Here is a 26,651-nt window from a genome sequence, read left to right as displayed (position 1 = left end):
ATCCTGTATACAAAGAATATTATCGCAAAAAGTACGCAGAAGCAACAACACACAAACACATGAGAGCGCTAATATTAACTGCAAGGAAATTAGTAAATTTAGTGTATTATTTACTAAAGAACAACGTACCGTATGTACCGATGAAATAGGTAAAAAGAACGAAATCAAGTATGTGAAGAATGAAAGTGAAATATTAAGTTATTGAAAGTCAAAGTGTTGACTAGGTTTTTTATTTTTCTATTTTTTCTCCTCTTGACTTATTACCGGAAATCTTAATTGGGGTACTCCATTCTAATTATACCATTTACACTTCGCAGAATATAAAAGAAAAAGGTGAGAAGCTTGTGCCCTTCTCACCTTTTTTCAAAAAAATGATTGAAATCTGCTTTCATTCTTCAAATCCCACATCTCTTAGCCAGTTTTTGATATCCATTCCCTGCCATCCCATCGTGCGCATCTCTGTTATTGCACTTTCTATAATGTCTCTGTAAAGCCTTTTTGAGATGAGGTCGTCCTTAGTTTTAAGTTCACTAAGGAAAGATTTCACATCTTCCTCAGGTTCTCCGTTGATCTTGATTTTCTTACTGATGATATCAAGTTCGTATCTAATGGCAAAGTCCTTTATTAATTTTCCTTCCATATTTGTCACCTCCAACGTTGGAGTAGTAGGAACAATGATTACACCACTGCTACTATTATATCAGTAATCACATTTACTGTCAATTATCAGTGAATACAGTTCATAAAAAACATATATTGTTATATTACAACTTATTTTTTCATTTCTTTTTGTCTCTCTTCCATTATCTTCTTTAATTGCTGGGACAATGCTACACGTGTTTTACTATCAAGATGATCGATAAACAATACACCATCAAGATGGTCGTATTCGTGCTGGAATATTCTTGCAGGATAACCTTCGAGAAATTCTTCGTGATAACTTCCGTGTTCGTCCTGATACCTCACCCTAACCCATTTATATCTTTGCACATCGGCAAAAACTCCAGGAACGCTTAGACACCCTTCTTCCCCAAACTCTTTCTCGTCAGAGTGCTCTATTATTTCAGGATTTACAATCATCTTAAAACCACTACCGTCGTCCATTCCGAAAAACCTTTGAGAAATGCCTACTTGAGGAGCAGCAAGTCCTACACCATCTTCAGAATACATAGTCATTTTAAACTCTTCAAGTATAGCTCTAACCGATGCAAAATCAGTCACTGGTACTGCTTTTTTTCTTAAAACGGGATCACCTAAGACTCTTACCTTCACCGTATATTCCCTCCAATTCTTTTAAAAGCTCTTCGTTGGTCATGAATATTGTAATCGGAGTTACAGAAATGTACTTTTCAGCAAGCGCTTTATAATCAGCTTTCGGGTCCGGATCATCTTCTATTATATCACCGAGCATCCAGTAGTACTCTCTTCCAGACGGATCTATGCGCTTTTCAAAGTAATCTTCATACCTTCTTTTGCTCTGGCGGGTGAATCTCCAACCTTTTATAGATTCAAACGGAAGAGACGGCACGTTAATATTCAAAGCCGTAAACTTTGGGATTTTCCTTATATCAAACTCCTTCAAAAACTGTAGCAAAAATAGTGCAGCCGTATCGTAAATAGGATCTTTGAAATCGGCAACGGATATTGCGATTGATGGAATGCCTGCGATCGCACCCTCAAGAGCACCACTTACTGTACCAGAGTACACAACATCGGTTCCCAGGTTTTCGCCTCGGTTTATCCCGCTTATAACTACATCAGGTACGATACCTTTTTCTTTATAAATGACATCAAGACCTATTTTCACGCAGTCAGCAGGTGTTCCTGAGACAGCATACATTTCAAATGGTTCATTTATGTCCAATTTCCTTGCCCAAAGGGGAAATCTTAATGTGATTCCGTGACCAACAGCACTCTGTTCCGATTCCGGTGCACTAACTACCACATAGTGCTCTTTGCTTAAATAACGTGCAGCACATAAAATACCCGGAGCAGTAACACCATCATCGTTGACTAATAGTATATTCATCAACGGAAGCCTCCTCACCTTAAATCTTTTCAAATCTTTCGTTCCTTCACTCATTTCAACGTAATTAAATAACATCAAATGTGCTTCTCTCTCAACACGCCATCAATAAGCCTTTTCAGTTCTCTCAAACCTTCTTCAAATTTGTACGTACCAACTATTTCACCTTTTCTGAATAAAACAACACCATCTTTTACACCAGCGATACCAACATCCGCCTCTTTGCCTTCACCAATACCATTTACAACACATCCGAGAACGGATATGGTAATATCTCCTCGAATGTTCGAAACAAGCTTTTCCACCTCAAGTGCAACACTTTCTACATCGAAAACCGTCCTTGCGCAAGTCGGACACGCAACAATATTCGGTCCTTTTCTCAGGTGGAGTGCGGTCAGCAATTTTTTGGCGGCTATAACTTCGTTCACGGGGTCTCCTGCAATAGATATCCTCAACGTATCCACAAGACCTTCGAGAATCAAAACACCAAGGGCAACAGAAGATTTTATGAGAGAATTGTAGAGCGTGCCGGCTTCCGTAACGCCAACGTGCAGTGGATAATCAACTAAATTCCCTACGTACCTGTTCGCTTCTATAGTTTCAATGACATCTGAACTCTTTACGGATATAACTATATCTTCAAAGCCTTGCTTTTCAAGTATACGAACTTCCCGCAAAGCCGCCTCTCCAATGGCTTTGTGCTTAGGCAAATTCTCTAAATCTTTTGGCAACGAACCACTGTTTGCACCGACTCTTATAGGCACTCCGAATTCCTTCGCATATTTCACAACTTCTGCAACTTTATTTTCATCACCTATGTTCCCCGGATTAATTCTAACTTTATCTATGCCTTCCTTTATGGCCTCAATCGCTATTCTGTAATCGAAATGTATATCCCCAACGATTGGAATATCTATACCAAAAGACTTTAGACTATCCTTTATATACTTAATCGCCTTTGCACTTTCAATATCTGGTAGAGAAATCCTAACTATTTCACAACCAGCTTCAACGAGTGACTTAATCTGGTTAACAGTCGAAGCAACGTCTTTCGTATTTGTATTCGTCATCGACTGTATCGTTATCGGTGCATCTCCACCAATTGTTAAATTACCCACCTTCACCGGTTTAGAAAACCTTCTTTTGAGCAAACAGATACACCTCTTTCTCTCATCTGTTTCAAATTCACTATCTTGCCAAAAACCTTCCGATATCTATAAACGTCATGAAGAACACAAATCCCAAAAGCAAGAAAAATCCAATAGTATGTATGAGGTTTTCAACGTTTCTGTTTATCTTCCTTCTCGTTATCATTTCGATCAGTGCAAATATTATCCGCCCACCATCGAGTGCAGGAAGCGGGAACAAATTGAATATACCGAGATTTATAGTGATGACGGCCACAACGATGAGCACTGTCTCAAACCCAAACTGGACAGCTTGCCCAACTATCTGAACTATTCCCACTGGTCCAGACACATCCTGTAAGTTTCTACCTATGAATATCCCCGGCAAAGTTTTCCAAATATACAGAGCGAGCCTGTTGCTCCTCGCAATAGCTATCGAAATCGCTTCAAACCCTCTCGGCTTTATCTTCTGTGCCTTTTCTTCAAGAACACCTGGTGTGGAGAGTATCTGAACAAGTTTGTCTTTCTCAAATTCTACTTCTTTCAACTCACCTTTGGTTTCGTATTTGACTTTTACAATAGTGTCCACCGGTCTAATAACACTCTCGACCCTATTTCCACTGACTTTGAAGTATAGTTCATCAGCTTTCAGACTTAGTGCCGTTACCGCGTCCAACAAATCGTTAGAAGAGCGAATTTCCATGTCTCCAATACTTAGCAACTTGTCACCTTTTGAAAATACATCTATATCTTTCGCAAAAACGTTGGAAAATTGCCCATAGTAAATACCAATTGCGTATCGTTCAGGTAGAATGGAAACGTTGTCTAATATCCCGCTAAGTTCACCTGAATCTGTCTTTATCGTGACATACCCTTTCGAGTATTTCTCCATATATTTTTCAAATGGTATGTTATTGATACTTTCTATTTCTTGCCCAATTTCGCCTTTAACATCTTTCAGATAGATATAGTACTCTTTTTGTGTTAATTTTGGCTGAATGGTTAATGTTAATCTCTCGTCTCCACGTTTCACCTCAAGCGTTATTGGGTTACCCTGTCTTATTATCCCGGTCATGTCAAGTGTATCAAACACATATTTTCCGTTGATTTTCATGACGATATCATCTGATCTTAAACCGGCTTCTTCCGCTGGTGACTTCGGAATAACCTTGTCGACTATAATCGGAGCGTAACCCCAACTCGAGATGATCAACATAAAAAGCAGATAACCAACCAATATCGAGAAGACAGGACCTGCGAGGACTATTAAAAACCTCTTCCATGCAGAGACTCCGTAAAGTGAGTCTGGATCTTCTTCCTCGCTCGGGTCTTCACCTTTAAGCCTCACATAACCTCCAAGCGGAAAGATATTTATCCTGAAATCCGTCTTCTTTCCCTTCTTTCGATAAATCTGCGGTCCAAATCCTATCGCAAACTCGTGAACTTTAACTCCAAAAAGCCTTGCAAACAAAAAGTGACCGAACTCGTGTACAACAACGATGAACATGAATACCAGCAAGAAAGCGATGATGTTAACAACTAAAGTCATATTTCAACCTCCTTAGATCATTTCTTATTTACTCAAAAGCTCTTTTACAACCTTTGCTGCGTAATTTCGAGAGATATTGTCTATTTCGTACACGTCGTTTATGCTTTCGACAGATTTATCTGCCTCAATTACATAATCTACCGTCCTCTTGACAACGGTCTCAATTTGTCGAAACGTGATCTTTTCTCGTAAGAAGTATTCAACGGCGATTTCGTCGCTTGCATTCAGTGCTATCCTCCAAGACAATCCCGACTGCGTTCTTGCCAACTCGAGTCCGTAATGAAAGATTGGATAGCGTTCTTCTTCAACATTGTACAAGCTGAGATCAAACTCTTTGACATCAGCAATGCAACTTTCATAAATCCGTTCGGGATAGGTGAGAGAATACGCAATAGGAATTCTCATGTCAGGCTTTCCGGCATGTATCTTTATAACCCCATCTTTTAAGAAAACAATCCCATGAACGAAACTCGAACGATTGAGTTTAACATCTATCTTACTATAATCAAGATTAAAAAGCTCGTGTGCTTCTATAACCTCGAACAGCTTATTGACCATCGTTGCCGAGTCGACAGTTATCCTTCCACCCATGCTCCATGTGGGGTGTTTCAAAATTTGAGCAGGAGTCAGTGAAGGTATGTCATCTAACGGAACGTCTCTCACCGCACCACCGGAAGCAGTTATTAGTACATGATCAATGTGAGGTTCGTAGAGTTGGAATATAGCGGAATGTTCACTATCTATTGGGATTATCTCTACCGAATATTTCTCAGCAAGTTGTTTGACAAACGGTCCTGCACAAACAAGCGCCTCTTTCGTTGCGAGAGCAAGTCGCTTGGTATGTTTTAGGCTTTCTAACGCAGCTTTCACACCTTCAAAACCTGGAATCGCGCATACGACTATATCAGGCTCTGTTATCGAAAAAAGTTCTTCCAAGGTCTCAATTTTAACACCCTTTGAAGCCTCTCTCTCAGAAACGTAGTACTTCACACCAAGTTCATCAATTATCTTCTCAGCTAACGATACATTCCTTCCAAAAGAGATGCCAACTACTTTAAAACCCTTGAGCGCTTTAATAACATCAACAGTTTGAGTTCCTATCGAACCTGTTACACCAAGTATTACAACGGTCTTTTCTTCCAACGCACGTACACCACCTTACCTTGTCTAACACTCACTTTGACTTCATTACTGAGAGCCACGTTACTAACACCTATCGGAGATGTAATATCCATATCTCCGTCGAATTTGTATTTGAAACCCTCGATCGAAAATTCTGCGCTGCAAAGAGGTATGAAAGACCAGATTTCGCCATGTATCGCTTTTAATATACGATCGCCGTTTTCACCTGCTTTTACCACGCCAACTTCGCAATTATCCGATATCGCAGTAACGTTATCGTACTTGCTCATAAGGCCGATCATTGCGAGTATCATATCTATCCTTTCACCTTGCCAATTCAGTATCTCAACCTCTGTTGCTCCGTGCTTAAAGACATAATTAAGTGCGAGCTCAAAGTCTGTTTCATCTTTCTCGTGAGGATAAACTTGTATTTTGACGCCTTTCGATTCAAAGTATTCAAGAGTGTCGTCGGATATTGAATCCATATCTCCTATGAGTACATGTGGCACAATCCCCCTTCTTCTGAGCTCTTCTGCTCCACCATCACACGCAACTATCAACTCACCAGTTATGTACATAGTGCCATTAGAATTGCCATTCAAGATAATAGAAGCCTTCACTTAGTATCCCCCCGATTAAAATATTAAATAACCACTAACCCTTTCTCAATGTACAACTTTGCGAGCAAGAGCATCTGTCCCCAACCATACGCACATCCATACCTGATGGAGAGCTCGCTCTCGTCCTTAACAAATGTCTTGTCTTTGACGGTAACTATAGTCTCGTCTTCATCGGTTGGTTGGAAAGAAAACTCCACAAAAGACCTGTACCCATCTTCATACTCATACCACCAGAAAGAAAACAAGCGCTTATGAATAACACTAACTATCCTGCCATTGTCTGTAACAACTTGTCCATCGGTGAGTCTGAACCATCTGAAATAAATTTCACCGCTCTTTTCGTCAATCTTCATCCCATCGGTAAACCATGGGTCCCAACCGCTTGGATTGTAGAACGCCTTCCAGACTACTTCTAATGGCGCTTTAATACGTTCGTGAAATTCCATCTCTTGATTGCTCATTCCAATTACCTCACTCATTAACTCCCACCTATCCTTTTATTGGTTTATTTTTCCCCATATCTCTCTAACCTTGGCTATATCCTCTGCATGTTCAGGATTATCTCCCGGAGTTTCGAGTATAAGCGGCAAACTTGCAAATAAGGGATTTGAGAGGAAGATATCCAATTTCGGTCCTATGTTTCCAACACCTATGTTTTCGTGTCTATCTTTGTTAGAACCGAGTGTATTCTTAGTATCGTTCAAGTGCACGAATTTTAGCCTCTTGATACCAACGGTGCTTCCAATTTCCTTAATCAGTTCATCCAAACCTTCACTACTCGTCACATCATAACCCGCGTCAAATCCGTGACATGTGTCAAACGTTAACCCTATCCTCTCTTCATACTCGCAGAGCTGTATAATCTCTCTCATCTGATGGTAATTATACCCTATATTTCCACCCTTCTTGACAACATTTTCAAGTAGGATATTTATATTTTTGTCTTTCTTCATTACAGTATTAAGTGCACGGGCTATTCTTTCTATTCCTTCCTTTTCACCAAACCCAAGGTGACTGCCAGGATGTATATTGAGGTACTTAATGCCGAGCTTATTGCAGATCTTAGCTTCGATTTCCAGCAGCTCGACAGACTTTTTCCAAATGTCTTCTTTCGGACTTGCGATGTTCACAAGATAACCGGCATGGCAAAGGAAATATTCTGGGTTGAGATTGTACTTCTTCACATCTCTCAGAAAATGGATAATATCATCATCTGACGGTAGTTTTGCCTGCCACTGTCTCGGGTTGTGCGGAAATATTTGAAACGCGTTCCCGCGTATTTCAACCGTCTCTTTTGGAACTCTTGCAAACCCACCGCCGATTGGCATGTGAGCTCCTATTATTAATTCTCTAACTTTTATTTCATCTTTGTTCATGCGTTTCACCTCTTATCCACAAAGCAAATTTTAAATCTATTTCCTGCGAGCCTCTTCTTTCAGAACTCCCATTATGAGTATGTCCCAATATTTATTATCATGGAATTTTGCCTCTCTTATCAAACCTTCTCTCACAAAACCAAGTGATTCAAGAAGTCTTATAGATTTTTCATTGTACGCATAAACTTCCGCTGTCAACCTGTGCAGATTCATCTCACCGAATGCGAATTCGATAGCTTTTTTCAACATCGCTTTTCCATAGCCTTGTCCTCTATATTTTGGAACAACATAGTAGGTTATATAGGCATTTCTATTGAAGACTCGCAAATCGAACTTCACAAATCCGATGTCCTCGCCATTGACAGAAAATACAAGCACAACAGGTTGTGCTTTTGTTATTTTTTGTTCTGAGAAGTATGCGATATCGTCTGAATCTATTTTAAATTTCTGCAAGGCATCGTCATTCGAAGTTTTGTAAATGAGTTCGCCCATACATTAACAACTCCTAAGAAAAATTCAATTATCTTAATCACTACCCTCGAGTTCTGAAACCTTTAATTGAAGTTCATCTAATTTCTCAATTATACTCAGTAACTCCCGCTCACAAGCATCCTTCATATTCATCAGCTCCATGAGTTTGACATAATCTGTATGCGTATGCATTTCTGATTCAATTTCAGATATTGTCTTGTAAAGCTCCTCTTCTCTGGTTCTCAGCTCCTCCATCTGCCTCTTCATGCTCTTGAGCTGATTCTTAAGCTTTTTACGCTCTTCAAAATCTACGTTTTTCTCTTTCTCAGCCCTCTCGCGCTCTTTAGAATAAAAGATTGGTTCATTCACTTCGACAATAGTCCCGCTCTTGATAGTCAAAAACCTGTTGCAAACGTTTCTTATGAGCTCTAAGTCATGTGAAACCATTATAACACAGCCCCTGTATTCTTTTAACGCATCTTCGAGTGCCTCAACAGTCTCGAGGTCCATATGGTTAGTAGGCTCGTCTAAGATAAGCACGTTCGGCTTTCTCAACAAGACCTTGGCAAGCGCAAGAATCTGGCGCTCACCACCGCTCAATTCACCAACACTTTTAAATACCGCCTCACCCTTGAAACCAAATCTGCCTGCATAGGCACGGATAACGTAATCAGGTCTGTCTAGCATTTCTTCAAATATTTCATCGAAGACCGTGTTTTCCAGATCAAGCTGGTCGACGAACTGCTCAAGATAAACCATCTTCACATTATAGCCTACCAAGACGTTGCCCTCATAGTTTATCTTGTTCGTAATAATTTTAAGAAGAGTCGTCTTTCCCGAACCATTAGGTCCGACTATCGCTATCTTATCACCGTTGTATACGGTAAAATTGACATCTCTCAAAAGGTTTTCCCAAGAAACGTTCTTAACATCCAGCACAACATACCCAGTATTCTCAGGAGTTGGAATTTCTATCTTCTTATCTTCCTCCTCCAAATACAAGTTTGGCATGTTTTCAAGCTCTTCGAGCATCTTTTCAAGCATCTTTTCTTTACTCTTTGCCTGTTTTACAAACTTCTCTCTTCCCCATTTTTTATATCTATCTATTATCGTCCTCAACCTATCCACTTCTCTTTGCACATTCGCAACTTGCCGCCTTTGAGTTTCTATAATTCTCTGCCTTTCGATATGGTAGTGGTCAAAATCTGTATCGAATACCCACACACGCTCGTTATTTATCTCCCAAAATTTCTTGCAGACACCCCTCAAAAAATCTCTATCGTGGGATATAACGATATAGCCACCACGGAATTTATTCAATAGCTCTTTCAAAAATTCTATACTTTCAATATCGAGAAAATTCGTCGGCTCGTCAAGTAATAAAAAGTCTGGCTCCTCCACAAATAGCCTTCCGATGTGCAATTTAGTCTTTTCTCCACCACTGAACGTAGAAATATCACGGTGCCAATCTTCTTCTGAAAAGCCGAGCCCTTTTAAAATACTCCGTGCGCTCTTTTCCTTTTCTGGAGTGTCGGCGATTTTCATGTAGTATTCGTACGGTGTCCTCGCATCGAACGTTCTGTACTGGTCCATGTATAAAACCTTACCTTGTACTGATATCTCGCCTGTATAATCGCTGAAAGTACCAGCAACTGCCTTCAAAAGCGTGCTCTTCCCACATCCGTTCTTACCCATAAGGCCTATTTTTTCATTGGGATAAACGCTCACATTAAAATTCTGAAACAACGTCTTTTCGGGGAAAGATATTGAAAGATTGCTAATAGTTATCATTTATTTCTACACCCTTTCGCAGTGTTTTACACCATTTTTCACTTCAGGCCATTGCTTTATTAATTGTACCATATCTAAGTATCCTTTTAAACTATTCTTCGAAACATGAGACTAAAAAATGGCTATCCTCTCAGATAGCCATCTTTATTGCAAGCCAAAGCCACTTATCTTTAACTATGCTTTATTTTTTCGAATCCTCTTAAGGAAGGCATCAGGCTGTGTAAAGAATAACTTAACGGGTTCTGGCAAGAGTTTGACGAGTAAGTACATAGAAGCAGTCATGATTAAGAAAGTTACATACCAATACCTGCTTACGCTTTCAATACTAACATCGAATCCAAACGCCATGAGTAATGCAAAAATTAAACCTCCTACGGTTATATGATATCCAAAGACGAAGATGGCATTATCAGAAAACTCCTTCAAAAATTTAGTGATATACACTGAAACTACGTGCAAGAATCCTTTTTGATTTACCGCTTTCTCCAAAATCTTAGCGAACCAGTAGAAGAACATAGCGCAAAAAATCTCGCCGATTATAACAAAGAAAGTGCCAATTGCGTTCTTCCCGTAGTAATCGACATTCCAACCAGTCTCTCCAAAAAACCAACCAATTATAACCCAGCCGGCTAAGGACATAATCCCAACAGTGTTGTTGATACGCACATTCTTTTCTTTAAAAACCCTGCCAAGATGGAACATGTACAATCCTGAAAATGCGACTCCTATCTTAAAACTGTGAATTTGGAACCCCATGAAACGCTTCGCTATACCCAACGCAATGACGTAATACAAAATGTTCAATTTATTAGAAACCTGATAAACAAACTCAGCCAGAAACAAAAAGAACAAATACCACAACGGAACGATCGTTAGCGGTACAGAATCCATGTCAACAGTTCTAACAAAAATGTAGTTAATAACATAGCTCAGATTATCTGCCTTCTTTAATTCCAGCGGAACTAAAAAAAGCCAAAGTACAAGACCAATAAAACCTATGTGGTAATAACTGTAAATAAGTGGTATTCTTTTTTTGAAAAATTCGTTTAAATTCATCTCTCTATATAAATAACCAGAAATGAATGGAAAAACCACTATAATGTAAGAAATAATCTCAAAAATTTTGAACGGCAACTGCGAATGTGCCAGTACAACTAATACAAGTCCGAGTCCACGAGCGTAGTCGATCCAAAACAGACGTTCCTTTTCTCCTTTAACGTTTATCTGTCTCATTTCGGCTGACATTTAAAACCCCCGCAATTATAGACATTATCATCAATATCACGCCAAAGATTTGAATAAGCGTGAGCGATTCTTTTAGAATCAACATCGATAGCAGCATCGCGAATATCGGCTCTCCAACGAATATGAGTGCCGAAACGTTGTTCCCAACAACCTTTTGATACTTCGCTTGTATTATTATCGCAGCTATCGTTGCTGTAACAGCTGTGAAACCAGCAACAAAAAGTGCATTGAGAGAGAAAGTCCACGAAGATTGGTTTCCACCAGCATAGAAGATGTTGAAGATTGTATTCAACAGTGCTACTGTAAAAAATTGCGGTGTCAAAAGTGCATACTCACTCACCCGGCGAGAGAATTTCGTTATAAGCACCACATGTAACGCGTACATGATGCCACATATCGTCGTCAGAAAATCTCCAAAATTGTAACCGCTTATACCACCACTCAATAGATACATACCAACAAGTGCACCAATAAATCCTACAGCTTGCAAAAGTTTTATTCTCTCACGTTCAAAAACATACGCAAAAAATGGGACTATTACTATATAAAGAGACGTTATAAATCCACTCTTCGTAGATGTAGTGATCGTTAATCCCCAAGTTTGAGTCGCATAGGCAAGCGCCATGACAATTCCAAGTATGAAACCTCTCTTCCAATCAGACTTTTTAAAGATTATGGCTGATAAAAAAGTGGCAATCCAAAATCGGATTGCATTGTACAAAAAAGGTGAGACTTCTTCTGTCAGAATGAGTTTCTGTATGGGAAAGGTCAGACCCCACAAAAACGTCAAAAACAACAACCAAAAAGTCGCAATGAATTTTTCCTTCAGTGTATAAGAAATCTCGTTATCAAGATTCTCCATAATACCCCCCGGTGTCCTCTCAGATTCTTCACATATCTTCACATTATCCTTAAATCATTCATGATTAACCTTTCCAACTGGCGCAAGATAAACCACGAATTCATCGATGCCATCAAGTTTTAAGAATTTATCCATCAGTTCTTGACTGTACGCTGCAATCGCGCAAGTGCCCGCTTTTATAGCCTCACAGGCGATATAAAGATTTTGACAGACATGCCCTGCATCCAAGAGTATCACCTTGTGAGACGCCGGACCATACCTCCATTCCGTTCTGTAGGGTATCGCGGTCCAAATAAAAACAGCCGCAGCTTCTCCAACGAAGGCTTGATCAAGCGTTGCACGTATAATTTCTTCACGCAAGTATCTATCTGATCGATGCAAGACTAAACTGTGTTCAATAGGCAAGTACCTGTAAACTGCCTCATTCAGCCCTTCCACATTTCTGACGTATACATACGTTTCAAAAGGATGCCTTGCTCCGGCTGATGGCACTGTTCTAAAAGTGGCCTTCGGAGTTACATTCTTCACACCCTGTGTTGCCCATAACAGAAAAGAAAGTTCCTGAAGGGTTAAAGGTGTTTTAAGGTATTTTCTATGACTTCTCCTATTAGCAATAGCCTCAAAAATGTTTGTTGATTTAGCTACGACGCTATCCTTAAATTCAGGCAATTCCACCAAGTTAACTCCCTCAGGAATGGGCTTTTCAAAAGGCGGCATCGGTTCGCCTTTTTGCTGGTCGCTCTTAAAATTCTCAAGCTCTTCCCAGTTTGATTTTAAAAGTGATCTTGCCTTTGTGAAATCTGTAAAGTCATTGTTTCTCATGAAATCCCCCCCTTGGAGTCTGGGATAATGTTAACTAAAAGTATTGAAACTTTCCAAAAACCGCATTACCGTTTAAATAGGTAACACCCCCAACTAACTCTTGACAAAAGCAGGTTTCCCAAGATGAATAACTCACCGTTTCCATTCTTTATACCTATCCAACTCAGCTCTAATTTGGTTTATTACTAGCGTAAATACAGCTGCATCATCCATCCAACCAAGAACAGGAATAAAATCTGCTATAGCGTCAATGGGAGTAACAAAATAAATTACTGCTCCCAAAATAGCTAAGATTGTTCCTGTTGAAACTTTATATGTTCCACTTAACCAATCGCCTAATAATCCAAACATAAGTTGAATATCATCCCATATTTTGTCTAAAGGCCCTTGTTTTTTAGCCTTTTTCGCAGCTTGATCTAAAAGATTCCTGGTTTTTTCTCTATCATTTATATATTCTTCAGCTTTCTTTCTATATTTTTCATATTCAGATTCGTATTCAGAATTGTTCATAAATAATACCTCCTGCATAAATATCTTTATCTTGAAAGTTCTTTAATAGATACAAATCAAATGAATGCTTTTTATATATCTTTTTCATCATCAAACTTCTGTTTCTGCCGCTTAAATTAACCAACCTTTCTTTATATTTTTTAAATATCTCTTGCACTTTACCACCCTCCACAAATTTCATTAGAGTTTCAGTAAATACCCATTCTTTTTTAACCAATCTTCATATTTTTTATAATCAGGCATAAGCATCTTTACTTTTGTCCAAAAGGCCTTGCTATGATTTTTTTCTTCAAGATGCACAAGTTCGTGCACAACAACATAATCAATAACAGAAAGGGGGGCCATAATAAGCCGCCAAGAAAAGTTTAAATTCCCTTTAGAAGAACAAGTCCCCCATCTTCTTTGGGCATTTGTTATATTTACTTTGTTATATTTAAAACCTCTTTTTTGAGCCCACCAGTTTACCCGTTCTATAATCTTCTCGTAAGCAGCTTTTTTATACCAATCTATAAACACCTTTTTTGCTTCTGGCAAAGCACTTCTTGAAAGATAAAACCCATTTTCAAATTTAAGCGGCTGTTCTTGCCCATCTACTATATGCAATTTATAATACTTGCCAAGGTATAAAAATCCTTCTCCACTCACAAATTCTTTGGGCAAAACTTTTGGATCTCTTGCTTCTATCTCTTTTTTATTTTTATAAATCCATTTCTTATGTTTATTTATAACTTTCCAAATAGTCTGTTCATCTAACTCAAATGGTGCTCTAACGATTAGCGTTGCATTCTCTGTTATCTGCAAAGCTATGGTCTTTCTTTTCGAGCGTATTATCTTTTCAATTTTTATGTCTTCCATTAATCTCACTTCCTGAAGTGATGATAAGCAAGTTCTATTAATTTTTGAGCTATTTCATTTCTTTTGCCGAATACAATATCGGTTATAGAATTAACCATATAAGGTACAGTCTCTTCACTTACAGTATCATTATTTTTAAGAGTAGAAGATGATATTTTCTTAAGCAACTGTGAAGTTATATGAGATTTAAGCCTCTTTTGTTTGACTGCATTTTCCCAAAAATCAACATTCTGAGCCTCTCTACTTATTATTTCTATAATATCTTTAGTCGTGTTAACAAGAAAATCTATCTCGCTATCAGTTAGTTCACTGACAGGTTTTTTACCAAATATTTCACTTTTGAGCAGACCAAAGAATGGCATTTCTTTCTTAGGATCAAGTCCAAATGTTTGTTCAACTTCTCTTCCCTTTTTCATCTCTCCTCTTAATTTTTCAAGCTCATCATACAAAACGTCCCAATTTTCTTTATATTCTTCAAGTAGTCTTTTCAACCTATCAGAAAATCTTTCATAGAGTTCTGGGTCTTCTTCCCAATGTTTCTCAATATGCTCAACGATGGCATATTGAAGTTCTTGTGTCCTTGCTTTACTTGGTTCCTTGTGAAGTTTTTCGAGAAATTTGTCTTCAAAAAGCGGAGTGGGTGGTATTTTAGGATCAATACCTTGAGAATGTAGATACTCTTCAATAATCCCCCTTATCTTGTTACTTGTATCTTTTATACTTAGTTTGTCATCTCTGTATCTATTCCTTGCTGATTCTTTTATAAAACCCAGAATTTTTAAATCATGTACATATTTTAAGGCCTCTGGGTCGGGAAGAACTGCATCCATACTACGGTTAAATTGTCTTACAAGTGCTATGAATTCATCTCTAATCTCTTCATCTACAAGAATGTCAATACACTCGTCTATATTCTGACGCCAATTTTTAATCTTATATTTTTCAAAGAACTCTTCAATCCTGCGGTGATTCAACTTCAATTCATCAACGCTTTTTGCTTTGTTCCTAACTACCTGTGAAATCTCGTCAATATCTTCATCTGCGTAAATAGCAAGTGCCTCTTTTAAATGTTTCAAAACCCCTACATAATCTACAACAAAACCACATGACTTATTTTTATAAACTCTGTTTACTCTTGCAATAGCCTGTAGCAAGTTATGACCTTTTATCACATTATCAAGATACATAACCTGCTCAACAGGTGCATCAAAACCAGTTATTAGCATATTTTGAACAACTAAGATACCAACATTGCCGCTGATACCATTTTCGTCCACTTTGTCAAATGGAAGTTTAAAACTTCTGATTATCCTTTCGTGCTCATTTAGGTCAGTATAAGGACGATACTCAGGTGGGTCATTCTGAGCTCCTGAAATAACCACACCAACCTCTAACTTTCTCAATGTTTCTAAATCTATTTTTGAGTTATTTTCTTTTTCCAATTCAGAAATCTTTTCTTTGAGAGCCTCTTCAAGTGCTTTTTTATATCTTATTGCAGCAAGACGAGATACTGTAACAACTTGAGCTTTAAATCCATTTGGGAATATATGAGTTATATAGTGCTCTATCATATCTCTGGCTTTGTCGCGGATTACCTCTTCAGCTTCAAGATATGCTCTCCATGTGAATCTTCCCATTATCATTCTTTTTGTATCTTTATCAGCGTCTTTGAAAACATCTTCAAACTTTGCATTTGCTGCCTCTTCGTCTGAAAGCTCTGCGCTATGTACTCTTCCTTCATATACAATCTCAACAGTCACACCATCTTCAACTGCCTGCTTTATACCATACTTGTCGATGTAGTCGCCAAACGTCATCTCCGTCTTTTCTATAGGTGTACCTGTAAATGCTATTTTTGTTGCATTTGGAAGAGCTTTTCTTAAATTTGCGCCCAGAAGCTTGTACTGGGTTCTGTGTGCTTCATCTATCATTATTAGTATATTAGGTGATGTATTAAGGACGGGAAATTCACTTTTTAATTCCCTCTCTTGAAATTTATGAACCATAGCCATAACAAGTTCGGGTGTGTCAGTCTTTAAAAGTTCTTTAAGCTCTTGTATGCTTCTTGCTAACTTAACTGTAAATCCAACACTTCTTGATGTTTCATTTAACTGCTTTTCAAGGTCCTTTCTATCTGTGACAAAAACAACTTTGTAGTTTCCAAACTCAGGATTGTGATAAAGCTCTCGAACCATAAACATCATTGTCAAAGATTTACCGGAACCTTGAGTATGCCAAACAATTCCCCCTTTTTCGTCTGGTGTTTTGCCCTCTTTTAGTCTTTTTATCATCTTCTTTACTGCTCTAAATTGCTGATATCTTGCAACAACCTTAATCATTTTGCTCTTTGGATCTTCTTTAAAGATGGTAAATGTATGAAGCAAATCAAGAAGGTTTTCTTTTGAAAGCATACCATGAATCAAAATTTGCTGGCTTGTTACATTTCCATCTGGATTTACGTCTGACAGTGAAAAAGGATAAGGGTCTTTCCACTCAACAAAGTGCTCGTAGTCTGAGGTTATTGTACCATACTTCGCAACCTGGTTAGAGGTAGCTACTACAAATAGGTTGTACCAGAAAAGCTTTTCATTTCCCTCACTTGCACCACGTCTGTTACAATAGCGCATAAGCTGAGTAATTGCTTCAGAAATTGGGTCAGCAATTGCTGGAGATTTGCATTCAACCACCACAAGAGGCAAACCATTTACAAAAAGAACTATATCGGGAACAATATGTTTTTCAGTCCCTGTTATATTCACTTTAAACTGTGATATCGCAATGAATGAATTATTGTCTGGGTTTTTAAAATCAATAAACTTAACAGTTGGGCTCTTTTCTCCTGTTTTTCTATTTTCAGAAACCGAGGTATTCTCTAAAAGCAAGTCATGGATTTCTTTATTTGCCTCTAAAAGAGAGTTTGACTGTGGTGTTGTAATTTTTCGAACAACTTCACTTATTTGGTCATCTTCTATCCATGGGTTTATTCTCTTTAAAGACTCACTTAAAACTTCCTCAAGGACCACTTCTCTAAAACTTTCTCTGAATTTTTGGCTTTTACCATATTCAGGTTCTAATGAAGAAGTGAACGATATTATTTCTTTTGTATCCTCAGGGTTATCTTTGTTTTGCCTATAAATCTTCCATCCAAGCCTTTGAAGCTGAAAGAGGAATGGATTTTCAACATAATGTTCCTCGTCCAATTTAGTTACCATCTTTATCTTCCTCCTCAATAAGGTGGTTTACCCTGACTTTGCCTGTTAGCAAATCTTCCATTAAGCCTTTTTTGATTCTTTCAAGTTTTTCCTTATAGGCTTGCTCTTTTTCTATGGCTTCATCTATTTGAGATAAAATTGAAGCTATGCGTTGCTGTTCAAATAATGGAGGAAGAGATATAGTGATTTTTCTTACAACATTTCGATTTAGGCTTGGAACACCTGTGGCTTCATTGTAAAAGTTAAAGTCTATTTGTTCCAATTGGTAGAAAAGAAATTTCACGTTACTTATCGTTTTATTCACATTCATATAAAACGCAGTATCTATAACAAAAAATTTTTGCCCAGCACACACATAAAATTTATTATTTATTGAACCCTTTCTTGGAATTACAATAGATTCTCCTATACCCACATATTTATTAGTTTTTGCAATTACACCTGCTGTACCATAAACGTGAGAATCACCATCATCAACATATTCTTCAGATGACAATCTTTCTCCATATATTAATTCAGAAATGTTTTCTAATCTTACCACTTCCCACTCCTCTGGAATCCTCCCAAGCGGTGAGTCCTTGAATTTATCAATATTCTCATCTCTCAACCTCCACCTCTCACTTTCACCTTCACCCTCACTTACCACTCCTTTAGTAAACAAATCTTGCATCAAACCTTGCTTTATACGTTTGTATTTTTCTATAATAGCGTCAGTTTTTTCAATTGCATTATCAATTGTCTCAAGTATTTCTGCGATTTTACGTTGTTCGGGAAGAGGGGGAACCATTGCTACAAACTTTAAAACTTGATTAAATCTTAGAGCTGTCCTTGTTGTTCCTTCTATTACTTTAGAAATCTGCGATTTTATTTCTTGTGAATTATTTAGAAAATATTTAATGAATGTGCTCAAAGAATTTTTTGCTTTGAAAACATAATAAGCAGGGCTCACTAATCCAACCTCAAGTAATTCAAGTCTATTAAAAACAAAAGTTTGGTTATCGCTCATCGAGCGATACGTAAACTCATTTTTTCTGATGATTTTATAATTAGATAAGTTTTCACTTGCAACAACACGATTAAAGTATTCTTCTTGAATATATATTCCTTTACGAGAAGAAGTTAATATAGGATACTCTTTATTATTAGTAATATTTCTCTCTTTAACTTCTTCAATTATTTCGCTCAGTTTTACTTTCTGCCATCCATCAGGCAATTTAACATTCTCACTCATAGCAATATCCCAGCCTTTGTAAAAATTCCTCCAATTTTTTGATTTCTTCATCTCTTTCAGCTTTCAAGTCTTGCAAAGAAACTTTGTATTTATCCCACAGCTTTTCAAAAATCTTTATCAGTTCTTTTTTCTCTGCATTTAAGTACTTTTCAAGTTGATTGCTAATTAATTCAAAGAACTTTTCAAGCAATAGCTCTTTTGCTTCTTCTTCGGTAATAGATTCAATCTTTTCATCTATCTTATTTTCAATTTCCTTTTGCTTTCTGCTTATTTCGCTTCTTACCTTTTTAATTTCCTTTTCTTTTTGAGCAATATTTTCCAACAAATCTTCCCATTTTCTTGCTTCTCTTCTTGCAGCCTCGCTGTCTTTTGATTCTAAATCTTTAACCAAGTCCTTCAGAAACTCTTTGACCTTGCTTGCAGTTTTATCTCCTTGCTCTTCTTCGTCCCAGTCTTCAACCTCTTCTAAAAGCTCACTTAAGTCTGCTTCAATTTCGGCAAGTCTGTTTTCAAGATCTTCAATTTCTTCCATATGTTCTTTAAAATATTTTTCTTTAATTTTTTCTCTTTCAACCAAATTCTTGTTCCAACCCGCAGAAACTATACTTTTAAAATCATAAACAAGTTCTTCCCACCAATTTGCAAATATGCCCGCTATTTTGAACTCATCAAATGTTCCAATTGGCAAGAGACTTTCTTTCAACTTTTTCAAAGCTTCATTTCTAAACTTCCAAAGATTGTTTTTGCCGTAAAACTGTTCAATTTCGGTCCTTACAATCTGCCACCACTCCAAAAGTTTTTCTTTGTGTTCTTCTATTGTATGTTTAACCTCAGCACAGTTATCAATCAGTTCCTTAATTTGATTTTTGTCAGTAATGTCTTTTCTAAACTCCAAATAATCTTCACTCTTCTCTGATAGCAAAATATCATAGCTCAACTTAAATTTCCTCAACTGGTTTTCATACAGCAATACTTCTTTCTTCGGTACACCACCAAAAAGATGGGCACGCACATCTTCGATTTCAGGGTCTGGGGAATTATCTACGTACCGTCGAATATTTAGATTAAAATCATTCTCCTCTATCTCTTTTATATCAACCAACCTTGAGTATTTAGGTATCTCTTTTTTCTCATCGAACACTGTGACTATTTTTTCTATGTCCTCTGGTCTCAAGAAATTCTGATTTCTACCTTCTCCATACTCTCTATCAGCGTTAATAAACAAGATCTTATTTTTTAAATGTTCTGGCTTGTTTTTATTAATCACAATAATACAAGCAGGTATTCCGGTGTTGTAGAAAAGCTTCGGTGGCAGTCCTATTATTGCCTCAATCAAATCATCTCTTACAATCCCTTCCCTTATAACCTTTTCCTGTCCACCTCTGAACAAAACTCCATGGGGCATAACTGTTGCCATTACTCCGTCATCTTTCAGGCTTGCAATCATGTGCTGTAAAAACATAAGGTCTGCCTTTTTCCCATTCTCAGGAGTAAAGCCATATTTAAATCTTTCTTCAAACTGCATATTTGCGCGGCTATAATTTTCTGAGAAAGGTGGATTGGCTAATATTCTATCAAACCTTTTTATGTATCCATTTTCCAAAAACATGGGGGTTGTTAGTACGTCTTCGTTTTCAATTTTTGCATCATTGATGCCATGCAAAATCATATTCATTTTGCATATAGACCATGTCAATCCATTGAGTTCTTGCCCGTAAAGAGCTAAGTTTCTTGGGTTTTGTCCTTGTTCCTCAACGTAGTGGAACGCTTCAATCAAAAAACCACCAGAGCCCACAGTTGGGTCATAAATTGACATGCCCTCACGGGGCTTAACTAATCTTACCATTAATTTTTTGACATGTGGCGGTGTGTAAAATTCGCCTCCTTTTTTACCAGCTGAATCGGCAAATTCCTTTAACAAATACTCATAAGCAGCACCAAGCAGATCAGGAAATTCAAAGTTTGAAGGTGTCAGTTTATACTTGTTGAAATGATTAATAAGGTCAATAAGCTGCTGATCCTTTAGTCGGGTTTTTCCCTTTACTGCGTTAAAATCTATGTGTTTCAAAACTCCATCAAGCTCTGGATTTGCTTCTTCTAAAGCGCTCAGGGCTTTATTTAGTTGATTTCCTACATCCTCTTTTAATTTCAAAATATTTTCCCATCTTGCCTTTTCAGGTACAAAAAAGGCATCGCCATAAGAGATTGGATCTTCTAAAAGCTCATGTATTTGCTCTTCAGAAAATCCCATGAGCTTATAGTTATCTTTTAACTCCTGTCTTTTTTCCTCAAAGACATCTGATGCATATTTTAGAAAAAGCATACCAAAAATATATTCTTTATATTCAGAGGCGTCCATCTTACCTCTGAGTATATCAGCTGCTTTGAAAAGATGTGTTTCAAGCTGTCTTAAGGTTATTTTGTCACCAGCCAAATCGATCCCTCCAATTAATAAATTTATTATAATGTTTATTAAAACTATTGAAACTTTCCAAAAAGCACATTATCCTTTAAATATGAGACACTCACAAACAACTCTTGAAAAAGGTAGGTTCGCAAGATGAATAAGTCATCGTTTCCATTCTTTGTATCTATCCAACTCAACTCTAATTTGGTTTATTATGAGCGCAAATACATCCGCATCATTTGTTATGCCAAGAGAAGGAATGCCATCTGGTAGGGCATCTATGGGATTAACAAAATAAAGTACTACTATCACAATAGCTAAGTTTGTTTTAAATGAAACTCCATATTTTCCGCTTAACCACTTAACCTAATATTCTTGCATAGGTACCTCTCCTTTCTTATAGGTCTATTACATCTATTAGGTTAATATGTTACAACTTTAGTATACACTTTAATTATATCATAATCGTCCTCGTCCGAATATTTCAAATACTTTATTTTTTCTTTCTTTACATTCAACCGACTTTTTAGACCTTTCAACGCTTTTACTTTGCTGTCGAACCACTTCGTTTTTACCTATCTTTCATCCCCTGAAATGCATAGGCTTTAGATGTCATTTTTCAAAGATTCAAAAAGTTGTTTTTTAGCTGCTAAATTGAGTCTCATTCCCATCACCTCCAAGTGAATGCGTACTACGAAACAAAAAAGCCCTGGAATAAACCAGGGCTTCGTACATTATCTACTCAGATGTTTTGTCTTTGGGGGATGATATTGATACAATAAAAGCATTATTATTTTAAGTTGTTAATAGATTAAAGTTTTCTACACATTTCTCATAAATAACATTAGCTAATTTTTTTGCCTGTAGGTTCCCCACTAATCGAAGTTTTCTTAATTCTACTAAAGAGAATAGGTGCTATCTAATAGCTTAGTCTTTGACACCTACTTGACAAAAAACCAGAAGGGTTAGTATTCCTATTGAACACCTTCAAATAGATACAATAAGACTTAAACTAAAAAATAGATTCAAGAATAATACCAAACAGATATTTTAAGCAAATGCCTCTATCATATCTTTCAAAAATCCTTCTATTTCATCTATTTCCCTTTGAGGGTTTTCCCACCAATCTCTACTCCAAATTCTTATTATGTTCCATCCTCTTGACTCTAAAAATCTCTGCCTATGAATGTCCCTTTCTCTTGCAGATTTTGAACTGTGATAAGTTGCACCATCACACTCTATTCCCAATATATATCTTGATGTATTAGGGTCATAAATAGCTAAATCTATCCTATATCCCGCCACACCAACCTGCGTGTCTACATGGTATCCTCTTTCAACTAAAGCGTCATACACCTCCTGTTCAAAATCACTATCAAATGTCTTTTGAGTGTTTGGTGATAAATCGGAATCTAAAATGCTGTTTAAAATAGTCTCAACCATCTCTTTATTTCCATTTGAAACTTCCCTTGCATATTGTAAATATTTTTTTAGAAGTTTTGGCCCGTTATTTTTAGTTGAATCTACATTTAATTCCTCAGGTTCAATTGAGGTAACAACATATATTTTTTTCTTTGCTCTACTTATTGCTACATTTAATCTATTTTCTCCTCCATCCACAGATAAAGAACCAAAATTTGCTAAAATCTTACCATTTTCATTTGGTGCATACCCTATAGAGAATATAATTATATCCCTCTCATCACCTTGTACATTCTCTATATTCTTTACAAATAAACTCTTGTCCTCTCCGTTTTCTAACCTATCCCTTTCCTTTAAAAGAAGCTGTTCAAAATACGGATCATTAGATGCTTCATTATCAAGCATTTCATCTATTAAATCCCTTTGTGTAATATTGAAGGTTATTATACCTATAGTTTCGTTTTCTTTTCTATTCTTTAGTATATCTTTAACCAACTCAACAACCTTTTCTGCTTCTTCTATATTAGTTTTCTTAATCCATCTTCCATTTACCTTTATTCTCTCTATCGGCTTAAACTTAGATATATCTGTTTTTTCTACATTAGGTGAAATTTTTAATCTTCCGCCGTAAAAAGCATAGTTTGAAAAATTAATTAACTCTTGATATTTAGAACGATAATGGTAAATTAAATGAACAGAATCATATTTAACCTTAGCTAAGTCTAACAAACTTTCCTCTTCTAATGCTGCTGCTACCTCTAAATCTTCATATTCTTCGTCATCATCAAATCTTACTTTAAATACAGACGTAGGTCGTAATTGTTTATCATCTCCTGCTATAACAACTCTTTTACCTCTATATATTGCAGGTATTGCATTTTCAACAAATATTTGAGAAGCCTCGTCAAATATTACGATATCAAATAATCCATTTACTAAAGGTAAAACTTCGGATGCAGTTTCTGGGGTTAAAAGCCAACATGGAAATAAATCAAATAACATATCTTTGAATTCGTTTGCATACTGTCTAATAGGCCAAAGCATCTTTTTCTTTTGTGCTTGTCTTTCAAATTCTTTATATCTATTAAAATCTCTGTTTCTAGTGTTTATAAAAATACTGTCCCATTTCTCGACTATATATTGCGCAATCAATTCCCTTTTACGAGCCATATATTTTTTGCTGTCTCCTACTAAGTCATAACATTTTCCATACAATGTGATTTTATCCTTTTCTTGATTCTCTATCTTATTTATATTGTACAAAATAAAGTACTCCTCAATATCGTTCACTATTTTGCGAGCGTGGTTTAAATCATTTGTTATCTCATACACAAAGTCTAAGATGTTTTTCTCTTTATCTGAAAGCCAATTTAGTCTAGCAATTGTTTTCATGAAATCTTCGTATATACTCAAGCCATCTATCAATTTATCGATATATCCACTTAAATCTTTTAAATCATATATGCTTTTTATTAATTCTTCGTATTCATCTTCCACTACTATATCTCTTATAAAGTCAAATTTCTTTTTAAATGCATCTATCTTTTCTTTATCATTTAAGAGCTTTTTATATATTTCTTGTCCCCTTCTTTCGTATTCCTTTTTATTTTCCATTTCTATTTTCTTATTTTTACTATAATTTAACCAGTAAATAAGGCTCCACCATCTACCATTGTTTAATTTAACTAAAAGTTCTCTATTACTCTCTTTATTTATAGCTTCACTTAAAGCAGTTATATCGTCTGGCAGCACATTTTGTTTTTCTTTATAAAGAATTAAAAGCTTATCCTTACAAATTTCATCTAAATCCAATTTAATCTCTGCGTTACTATAATCATTTTTTATACTGGTTAATTTATCGATATAATCATCTATATCGAAACGATCTGAACCTTCTCTTATTTTCAATATCATACTATTATTAGAAACGTATCTTTTGTATTTAAAATAATCTTCCAAAACACCTTCTTTAAGTATGTTTTCAACGCTTGATTTTACATCATCATACTTATATGCTTCAACAAAATTACACGTTTTAAATTTCCTAAATATTTCATATCTAGCATCTTCCTTTGAAACAATCTTTTTAGACATTGAGTACATCTTTTGTAATGATAATCCAAATTCTCTTTCCTTGTGAAGGAAATCTGCAAGTTCCTCTAATTTCGAAATATTGTTATCTACTCTTTCAGAATATTTCTTTATTTCACTTAATGTATTTATCTTTCTTCCATATGATGTTTGTATATAGTTATCCTCTATATTTTCCAAAGCATTTTTAACCTTTTCATAAAAATTCTTTTTATCTTTATTAGAATCATGCAGAAGAACTATCTTTGAATTTATTTTCGCTAATCTGTTATATATAACATCAAGAGCAGCCCTTTTTTCTGAAACCATCAGCACCTTTTTTTCTTTAGATAATGCATCAGATATTATACTTGCGATAGTTTGCGATTTACCTGTACCAGGCGGACCATAAATTACAAGCTGTTTTGTTGAATCAGCCATTTTAACAGCCTTTTCCTGACTAAAATCTAATTCTGTCAAAAAATAAAAATCCTCTTCTTTTATTTTCTCAGATTCATCACTAAATAAATAACCAGTATCTCCATTATCTCTTACACCTTCATTAGTCAATAGCTTTTTAACCAACTCATTTTCTTCATCAGTTTTTTCTAATCTTAAATAATCAACATATATTGAATTTGCTATTGGAAAGCGTCCTAATATCAAATATGGCTTTATTACCAATTCCCCTATTGCGTAATCAGTTACTCTATCTGTATCTGCCTTTATTTCGATAAATCTTTGAACTTCTGTTCTTTCCGACATTTTTAACTCTATACCCATCTTATTTAAATAACTTACAATATTGTTTAAATCATCAAACCCTAAACTTGATAATTCATCAAATTCATTTTCTATTTCTTCATTTAATTGTACACCATTGAATTTAGAAAATGCCACTAACAATACTTTATTTATCATTACATTCTCATCTAAAATATTTTCAAGAAACCATTCATCTCCCATTTTAAATATCTTTACAGGAAAAAGCAAAAGTGGAGCCCTTACAAATGTTTCGTCCTTTAAACATCCTTCAACAAAAGGATATCCAATATACATTTCGTATCTACCTGTTTCCTTTTCAGTAGACAATATCTCTTTATTTAGGTAATTTAATGAATTTGAATAAGTTATAAGTGTTTCTGCTTGTGCTTCTATTCTTCGCTTTTCATTTTCGAATTTTTCTTGATATTTAAATTTTATCTTCTGTTTTTCTTCTTCTAACTTCACCTTATCTGCTATTTGTAGTTTTTCTATTGCTTCCTTAATTTGATTATTTATATTTGTTTGAAGAATAGCTATTTGTTGATTTTGCCAAATATATGGGTCTTGTAGAATCTTAATTCTTCCTTTATTTCTAGAGAAAAGAAATCTCAAGATATCTTTATCTATATTATCTTGAAAGTTCTTTAATAGATACAAATCAAATGAATGCTTTTTATATATCTTTTTCATCACCAAACTTCTGTTTCTGCCGCTTAAATTAACCAACCTTTCTTTATATTTTTTAAATATCTCTTGCACTTTACCACCCGCCACAAATTTGATAATGTTAACTAAAAGTATTGAAACTTTCCAAAAACCGCATTATTCTTATAAAGATGGGACACCCCCCAACCTACTCTTGACAAAGGAGGTATCCCGATAGGGATAACTCAATGCTCTCTTGCCAAAACGTTATTCCACCAGCTTTTACAAAAACGGTCATGACAAATACGGTAACCAACAATTCCTTTGCAAACTCTGCCATCATTCCTTCAAACTTTCCCATTCTCACAAACACAAAAACTTCTCTTTCCCTTATCCCAAATGCCCTTCTTGTGGTAGGTCTAAGGTTTTTGGGTAGTCAAGAATTTTTGGAAAACGCACAATGGTAATATCAATCTCATTCTTTCACACTTACACTCTTTCATCACTACAAGTTAACACTATC

Annotated in this window: 23 protein-coding genes; 1 reads left to right on the top strand and 22 read right to left on the bottom strand. The window is 36.1% G+C overall.

The genetic code is table 11. The features are described 5' to 3' along the window. Window positions 1-388: 388 nt before the first annotated feature. The 22 genes from BUA11_RS09705 to BUA11_RS09605 all read right to left on the bottom strand — a co-directional run bounded on the left by BUA11_RS09705 (window position 389) and on the right by BUA11_RS09605 (window position 26,242). Window positions 389-640: a hypothetical protein gene (locus BUA11_RS09705; RefSeq protein WP_072761023.1), complete on the bottom strand. Its 252-nt coding sequence runs from the start codon at window positions 638-640 to the stop codon at window positions 389-391. A 131-nt stretch (window positions 641-771) separates the two neighbouring features. Continuing rightward, window positions 772-1,272 (bottom strand): peptide deformylase, encoded by a 501-nt coding sequence (gene def / locus BUA11_RS09700; RefSeq protein ID WP_072761021.1) that lies wholly within the window; start codon window positions 1,270-1,272, stop codon window positions 772-774. After that, the gene (gene surE, locus BUA11_RS09695) at window positions 1,250-2,029 is read right to left on the bottom strand and encodes a 5'/3'-nucleotidase SurE (protein WP_072761027.1); all 780 of its coding nucleotides are present in this window, start codon (window positions 2,027-2,029) and stop codon (window positions 1,250-1,252) included. Before surE ends, def begins: the two co-directional genes overlap by 23 nt. A 74-nt stretch (window positions 2,030-2,103) precedes the next feature. Further along, window positions 2,104-3,177, bottom strand: coding sequence for a flavodoxin-dependent (E)-4-hydroxy-3-methylbut-2-enyl-diphosphate synthase (gene ispG, locus BUA11_RS09690; RefSeq protein ID WP_072761019.1), 1,074 nt, complete (start codon window positions 3,175-3,177; stop codon window positions 2,104-2,106). A gap of 37 nt (window positions 3,178-3,214) precedes the next feature. Further along, window positions 3,215-4,702 carry a M50 family metallopeptidase gene (locus BUA11_RS09685; RefSeq protein ID WP_072761017.1) on the bottom strand — a complete coding sequence of 496 codons (1,488 nt, stop codon included), beginning with the start codon at window positions 4,700-4,702 and terminating at the stop codon, window positions 3,215-3,217. A 24-nt stretch (window positions 4,703-4,726) separates the two neighbouring features. Further along, complete coding sequence (gene dxr / locus BUA11_RS09680; protein ID WP_072761015.1) at window positions 4,727-5,845, bottom strand: 1-deoxy-D-xylulose-5-phosphate reductoisomerase; 1,119 nt, start codon at window positions 5,843-5,845, stop codon at window positions 4,727-4,729. Next, on the bottom strand, window positions 5,824-6,444 hold the full coding sequence (locus BUA11_RS09675; protein WP_072761013.1) for a thiamine diphosphokinase: 621 nt from the start codon (window positions 6,442-6,444) through the stop codon (window positions 5,824-5,826). The genes dxr and BUA11_RS09675 overlap by 22 nt, the downstream gene beginning before the upstream one ends. Before the next feature lie 23 nt (window positions 6,445-6,467). Beyond that, the gene (locus BUA11_RS09670; RefSeq protein WP_178137769.1) at window positions 6,468-6,923 is read right to left on the bottom strand and encodes an SRPBCC family protein; all 456 of its coding nucleotides are present in this window, start codon (window positions 6,921-6,923) and stop codon (window positions 6,468-6,470) included. 18 nt (window positions 6,924-6,941) lie between these two features. Then, on the bottom strand, window positions 6,942-7,820 hold the full coding sequence (locus BUA11_RS09665; protein WP_072761011.1) for a deoxyribonuclease IV: 879 nt from the start codon (window positions 7,818-7,820) through the stop codon (window positions 6,942-6,944). Between the two features lie 36 nt (window positions 7,821-7,856). After that, window positions 7,857-8,312, bottom strand: coding sequence for a GNAT family N-acetyltransferase (locus BUA11_RS09660; RefSeq protein ID WP_072761010.1), 456 nt, complete (start codon window positions 8,310-8,312; stop codon window positions 7,857-7,859). Between the two features lie 33 nt (window positions 8,313-8,345). Continuing rightward, window positions 8,346-10,082 carry an ABC-F family ATP-binding cassette domain-containing protein gene (locus BUA11_RS09655; RefSeq protein WP_072761008.1) on the bottom strand — a complete coding sequence of 579 codons (1,737 nt, stop codon included), beginning with the start codon at window positions 10,080-10,082 and terminating at the stop codon, window positions 8,346-8,348. Between the two features lie 174 nt (window positions 10,083-10,256). Continuing rightward, window positions 10,257-11,327, bottom strand: a complete 1,071-nt coding sequence (locus BUA11_RS09650) for a hypothetical protein (protein WP_143145327.1) — start codon at window positions 11,325-11,327, stop codon at window positions 10,257-10,259. After that, window positions 11,296-12,189: a DMT family transporter gene (locus tag BUA11_RS09645; protein WP_072761003.1), complete on the bottom strand. Its 894-nt coding sequence runs from the start codon at window positions 12,187-12,189 to the stop codon at window positions 11,296-11,298. Before BUA11_RS09645 ends, BUA11_RS09650 begins: the two co-directional genes overlap by 32 nt. 54 nt (window positions 12,190-12,243) lie before the next feature. Then, on the bottom strand, window positions 12,244-13,011 hold the full coding sequence (locus tag BUA11_RS09640; protein WP_072761001.1) for a SagB/ThcOx family dehydrogenase: 768 nt from the start codon (window positions 13,009-13,011) through the stop codon (window positions 12,244-12,246). 132 nt (window positions 13,012-13,143) lie between these two features. Continuing rightward, entirely contained in the window at window positions 13,144-13,521 is a 378-nt protein-coding gene (locus tag BUA11_RS09635; protein WP_072760999.1) for a YkvA family protein, read from the bottom strand. After that, window positions 13,508-13,678, bottom strand: coding sequence for a hypothetical protein (locus BUA11_RS10355; protein ID WP_155804085.1), 171 nt, complete (start codon window positions 13,676-13,678; stop codon window positions 13,508-13,510). Before BUA11_RS10355 ends, BUA11_RS09635 begins: the two co-directional genes overlap by 14 nt. Window positions 13,679-13,701: 23 nt before the next feature. Beyond that, a complete protein-coding gene (locus BUA11_RS09630) occupies window positions 13,702-14,376 on the bottom strand; it encodes a M48 family metallopeptidase (RefSeq protein WP_014451156.1) in 675 nt (224 codons plus the stop codon). Between the two features lie 5 nt (window positions 14,377-14,381). Beyond that, window positions 14,382-17,588, bottom strand: a complete 3,207-nt coding sequence (locus BUA11_RS09625) for a type I restriction endonuclease subunit R (RefSeq protein WP_072760997.1) — start codon at window positions 17,586-17,588, stop codon at window positions 14,382-14,384. Further along, the gene (locus BUA11_RS09620; protein ID WP_072760994.1) at window positions 17,578-18,819 is read right to left on the bottom strand and encodes a restriction endonuclease subunit S; all 1,242 of its coding nucleotides are present in this window, start codon (window positions 18,817-18,819) and stop codon (window positions 17,578-17,580) included. The genes BUA11_RS09625 and BUA11_RS09620 overlap by 11 nt, the downstream gene beginning before the upstream one ends. Continuing rightward, complete coding sequence (locus BUA11_RS09615) at window positions 18,812-21,253, bottom strand: type I restriction-modification system subunit M (protein WP_072760992.1); 2,442 nt, start codon at window positions 21,251-21,253, stop codon at window positions 18,812-18,814. The genes BUA11_RS09620 and BUA11_RS09615 overlap by 8 nt, the downstream gene beginning before the upstream one ends. 135 nt (window positions 21,254-21,388) lie before the next feature. After that, the gene (locus tag BUA11_RS10250; RefSeq protein WP_158510125.1) at window positions 21,389-21,538 is read right to left on the bottom strand and encodes a YkvA family protein; all 150 of its coding nucleotides are present in this window, start codon (window positions 21,536-21,538) and stop codon (window positions 21,389-21,391) included. Between the two features lie 738 nt (window positions 21,539-22,276). Further along, window positions 22,277-26,242, bottom strand: coding sequence for an AAA domain-containing protein (locus tag BUA11_RS09605; RefSeq protein WP_072760990.1), 3,966 nt, complete (start codon window positions 26,240-26,242; stop codon window positions 22,277-22,279). A 142-nt stretch (window positions 26,243-26,384) separates the two neighbouring features. On the opposite strand from BUA11_RS09605, the gene BUA11_RS10575 reads away from it, so the two are divergent. Beyond that, window positions 26,385-26,564, top strand: a complete 180-nt coding sequence (locus BUA11_RS10575) for an IS1/IS1595 family N-terminal zinc-binding domain-containing protein (protein ID WP_425432312.1) — start codon at window positions 26,385-26,387, stop codon at window positions 26,562-26,564. Window positions 26,565-26,651: the final 87 nt, after the last annotated feature.

The organism is Fervidobacterium gondwanense DSM 13020 (assembly GCF_900143265.1).
GTDB lineage: Bacteria > Thermotogota > Thermotogae > Thermotogales > Fervidobacteriaceae > Fervidobacterium > Fervidobacterium gondwanense.
Note: the sequence above shows the minus strand (reverse complement) of the source record. Positions and strands in the feature narration are given on the sequence as shown.

Excerpts from the sequence above, each read along its gene's own strand:
- BUA11_RS09705 (WP_072761023.1), bottom strand. The coding sequence starts at position 640 with ATGGAAGGAAAATTAATAAAGGACTTTGCCATTAGATACGAACTTGAT.
- surE (WP_072761027.1), bottom strand. The coding sequence starts at position 2,029 with ATGAATATACTATTAGTCAACGATGATGGTGTTACTGCTCCGGGTATT.
- BUA11_RS09685 (WP_072761017.1), bottom strand. The coding sequence starts at position 4,702 with ATGACTTTAGTTGTTAACATCATCGCTTTCTTGCTGGTATTCATGTTC.
- BUA11_RS09670 (WP_178137769.1), bottom strand. The coding sequence starts at position 6,923 with ATGAGTGAGGTAATTGGAATGAGCAATCAAGAGATGGAATTTCACGAA.
- BUA11_RS09665 (WP_072761011.1), bottom strand. The coding sequence starts at position 7,820 with ATGAACAAAGATGAAATAAAAGTTAGAGAATTAATAATAGGAGCTCAC.
- BUA11_RS09660 (WP_072761010.1), bottom strand. The coding sequence starts at position 8,312 with ATGGGCGAACTCATTTACAAAACTTCGAATGACGATGCCTTGCAGAAA.
- BUA11_RS09655 (WP_072761008.1), bottom strand. The coding sequence starts at position 10,082 with ATGATAACTATTAGCAATCTTTCAATATCTTTCCCCGAAAAGACGTTG.
- BUA11_RS09650 (WP_143145327.1), bottom strand. The coding sequence starts at position 11,327 with ATGTCAGCCGAAATGAGACAGATAAACGTTAAAGGAGAAAAGGAACGT.
- BUA11_RS09645 (WP_072761003.1), bottom strand. The coding sequence starts at position 12,189 with ATGGAGAATCTTGATAACGAGATTTCTTATACACTGAAGGAAAAATTC.
- BUA11_RS09640 (WP_072761001.1), bottom strand. The coding sequence starts at position 13,011 with ATGAGAAACAATGACTTTACAGATTTCACAAAGGCAAGATCACTTTTA.
- BUA11_RS09635 (WP_072760999.1), bottom strand. The coding sequence starts at position 13,521 with ATGAACAATTCTGAATACGAATCTGAATATGAAAAATATAGAAAGAAA.
- BUA11_RS09630 (WP_014451156.1), bottom strand. The coding sequence starts at position 14,376 with ATGGAAGACATAAAAATTGAAAAGATAATACGCTCGAAAAGAAAGACC.
- BUA11_RS09625 (WP_072760997.1), bottom strand. The coding sequence starts at position 17,588 with ATGGTAACTAAATTGGACGAGGAACATTATGTTGAAAATCCATTCCTC.
- BUA11_RS09620 (WP_072760994.1), bottom strand. The coding sequence starts at position 18,819 with ATGAGTGAGAATGTTAAATTGCCTGATGGATGGCAGAAAGTAAAACTG.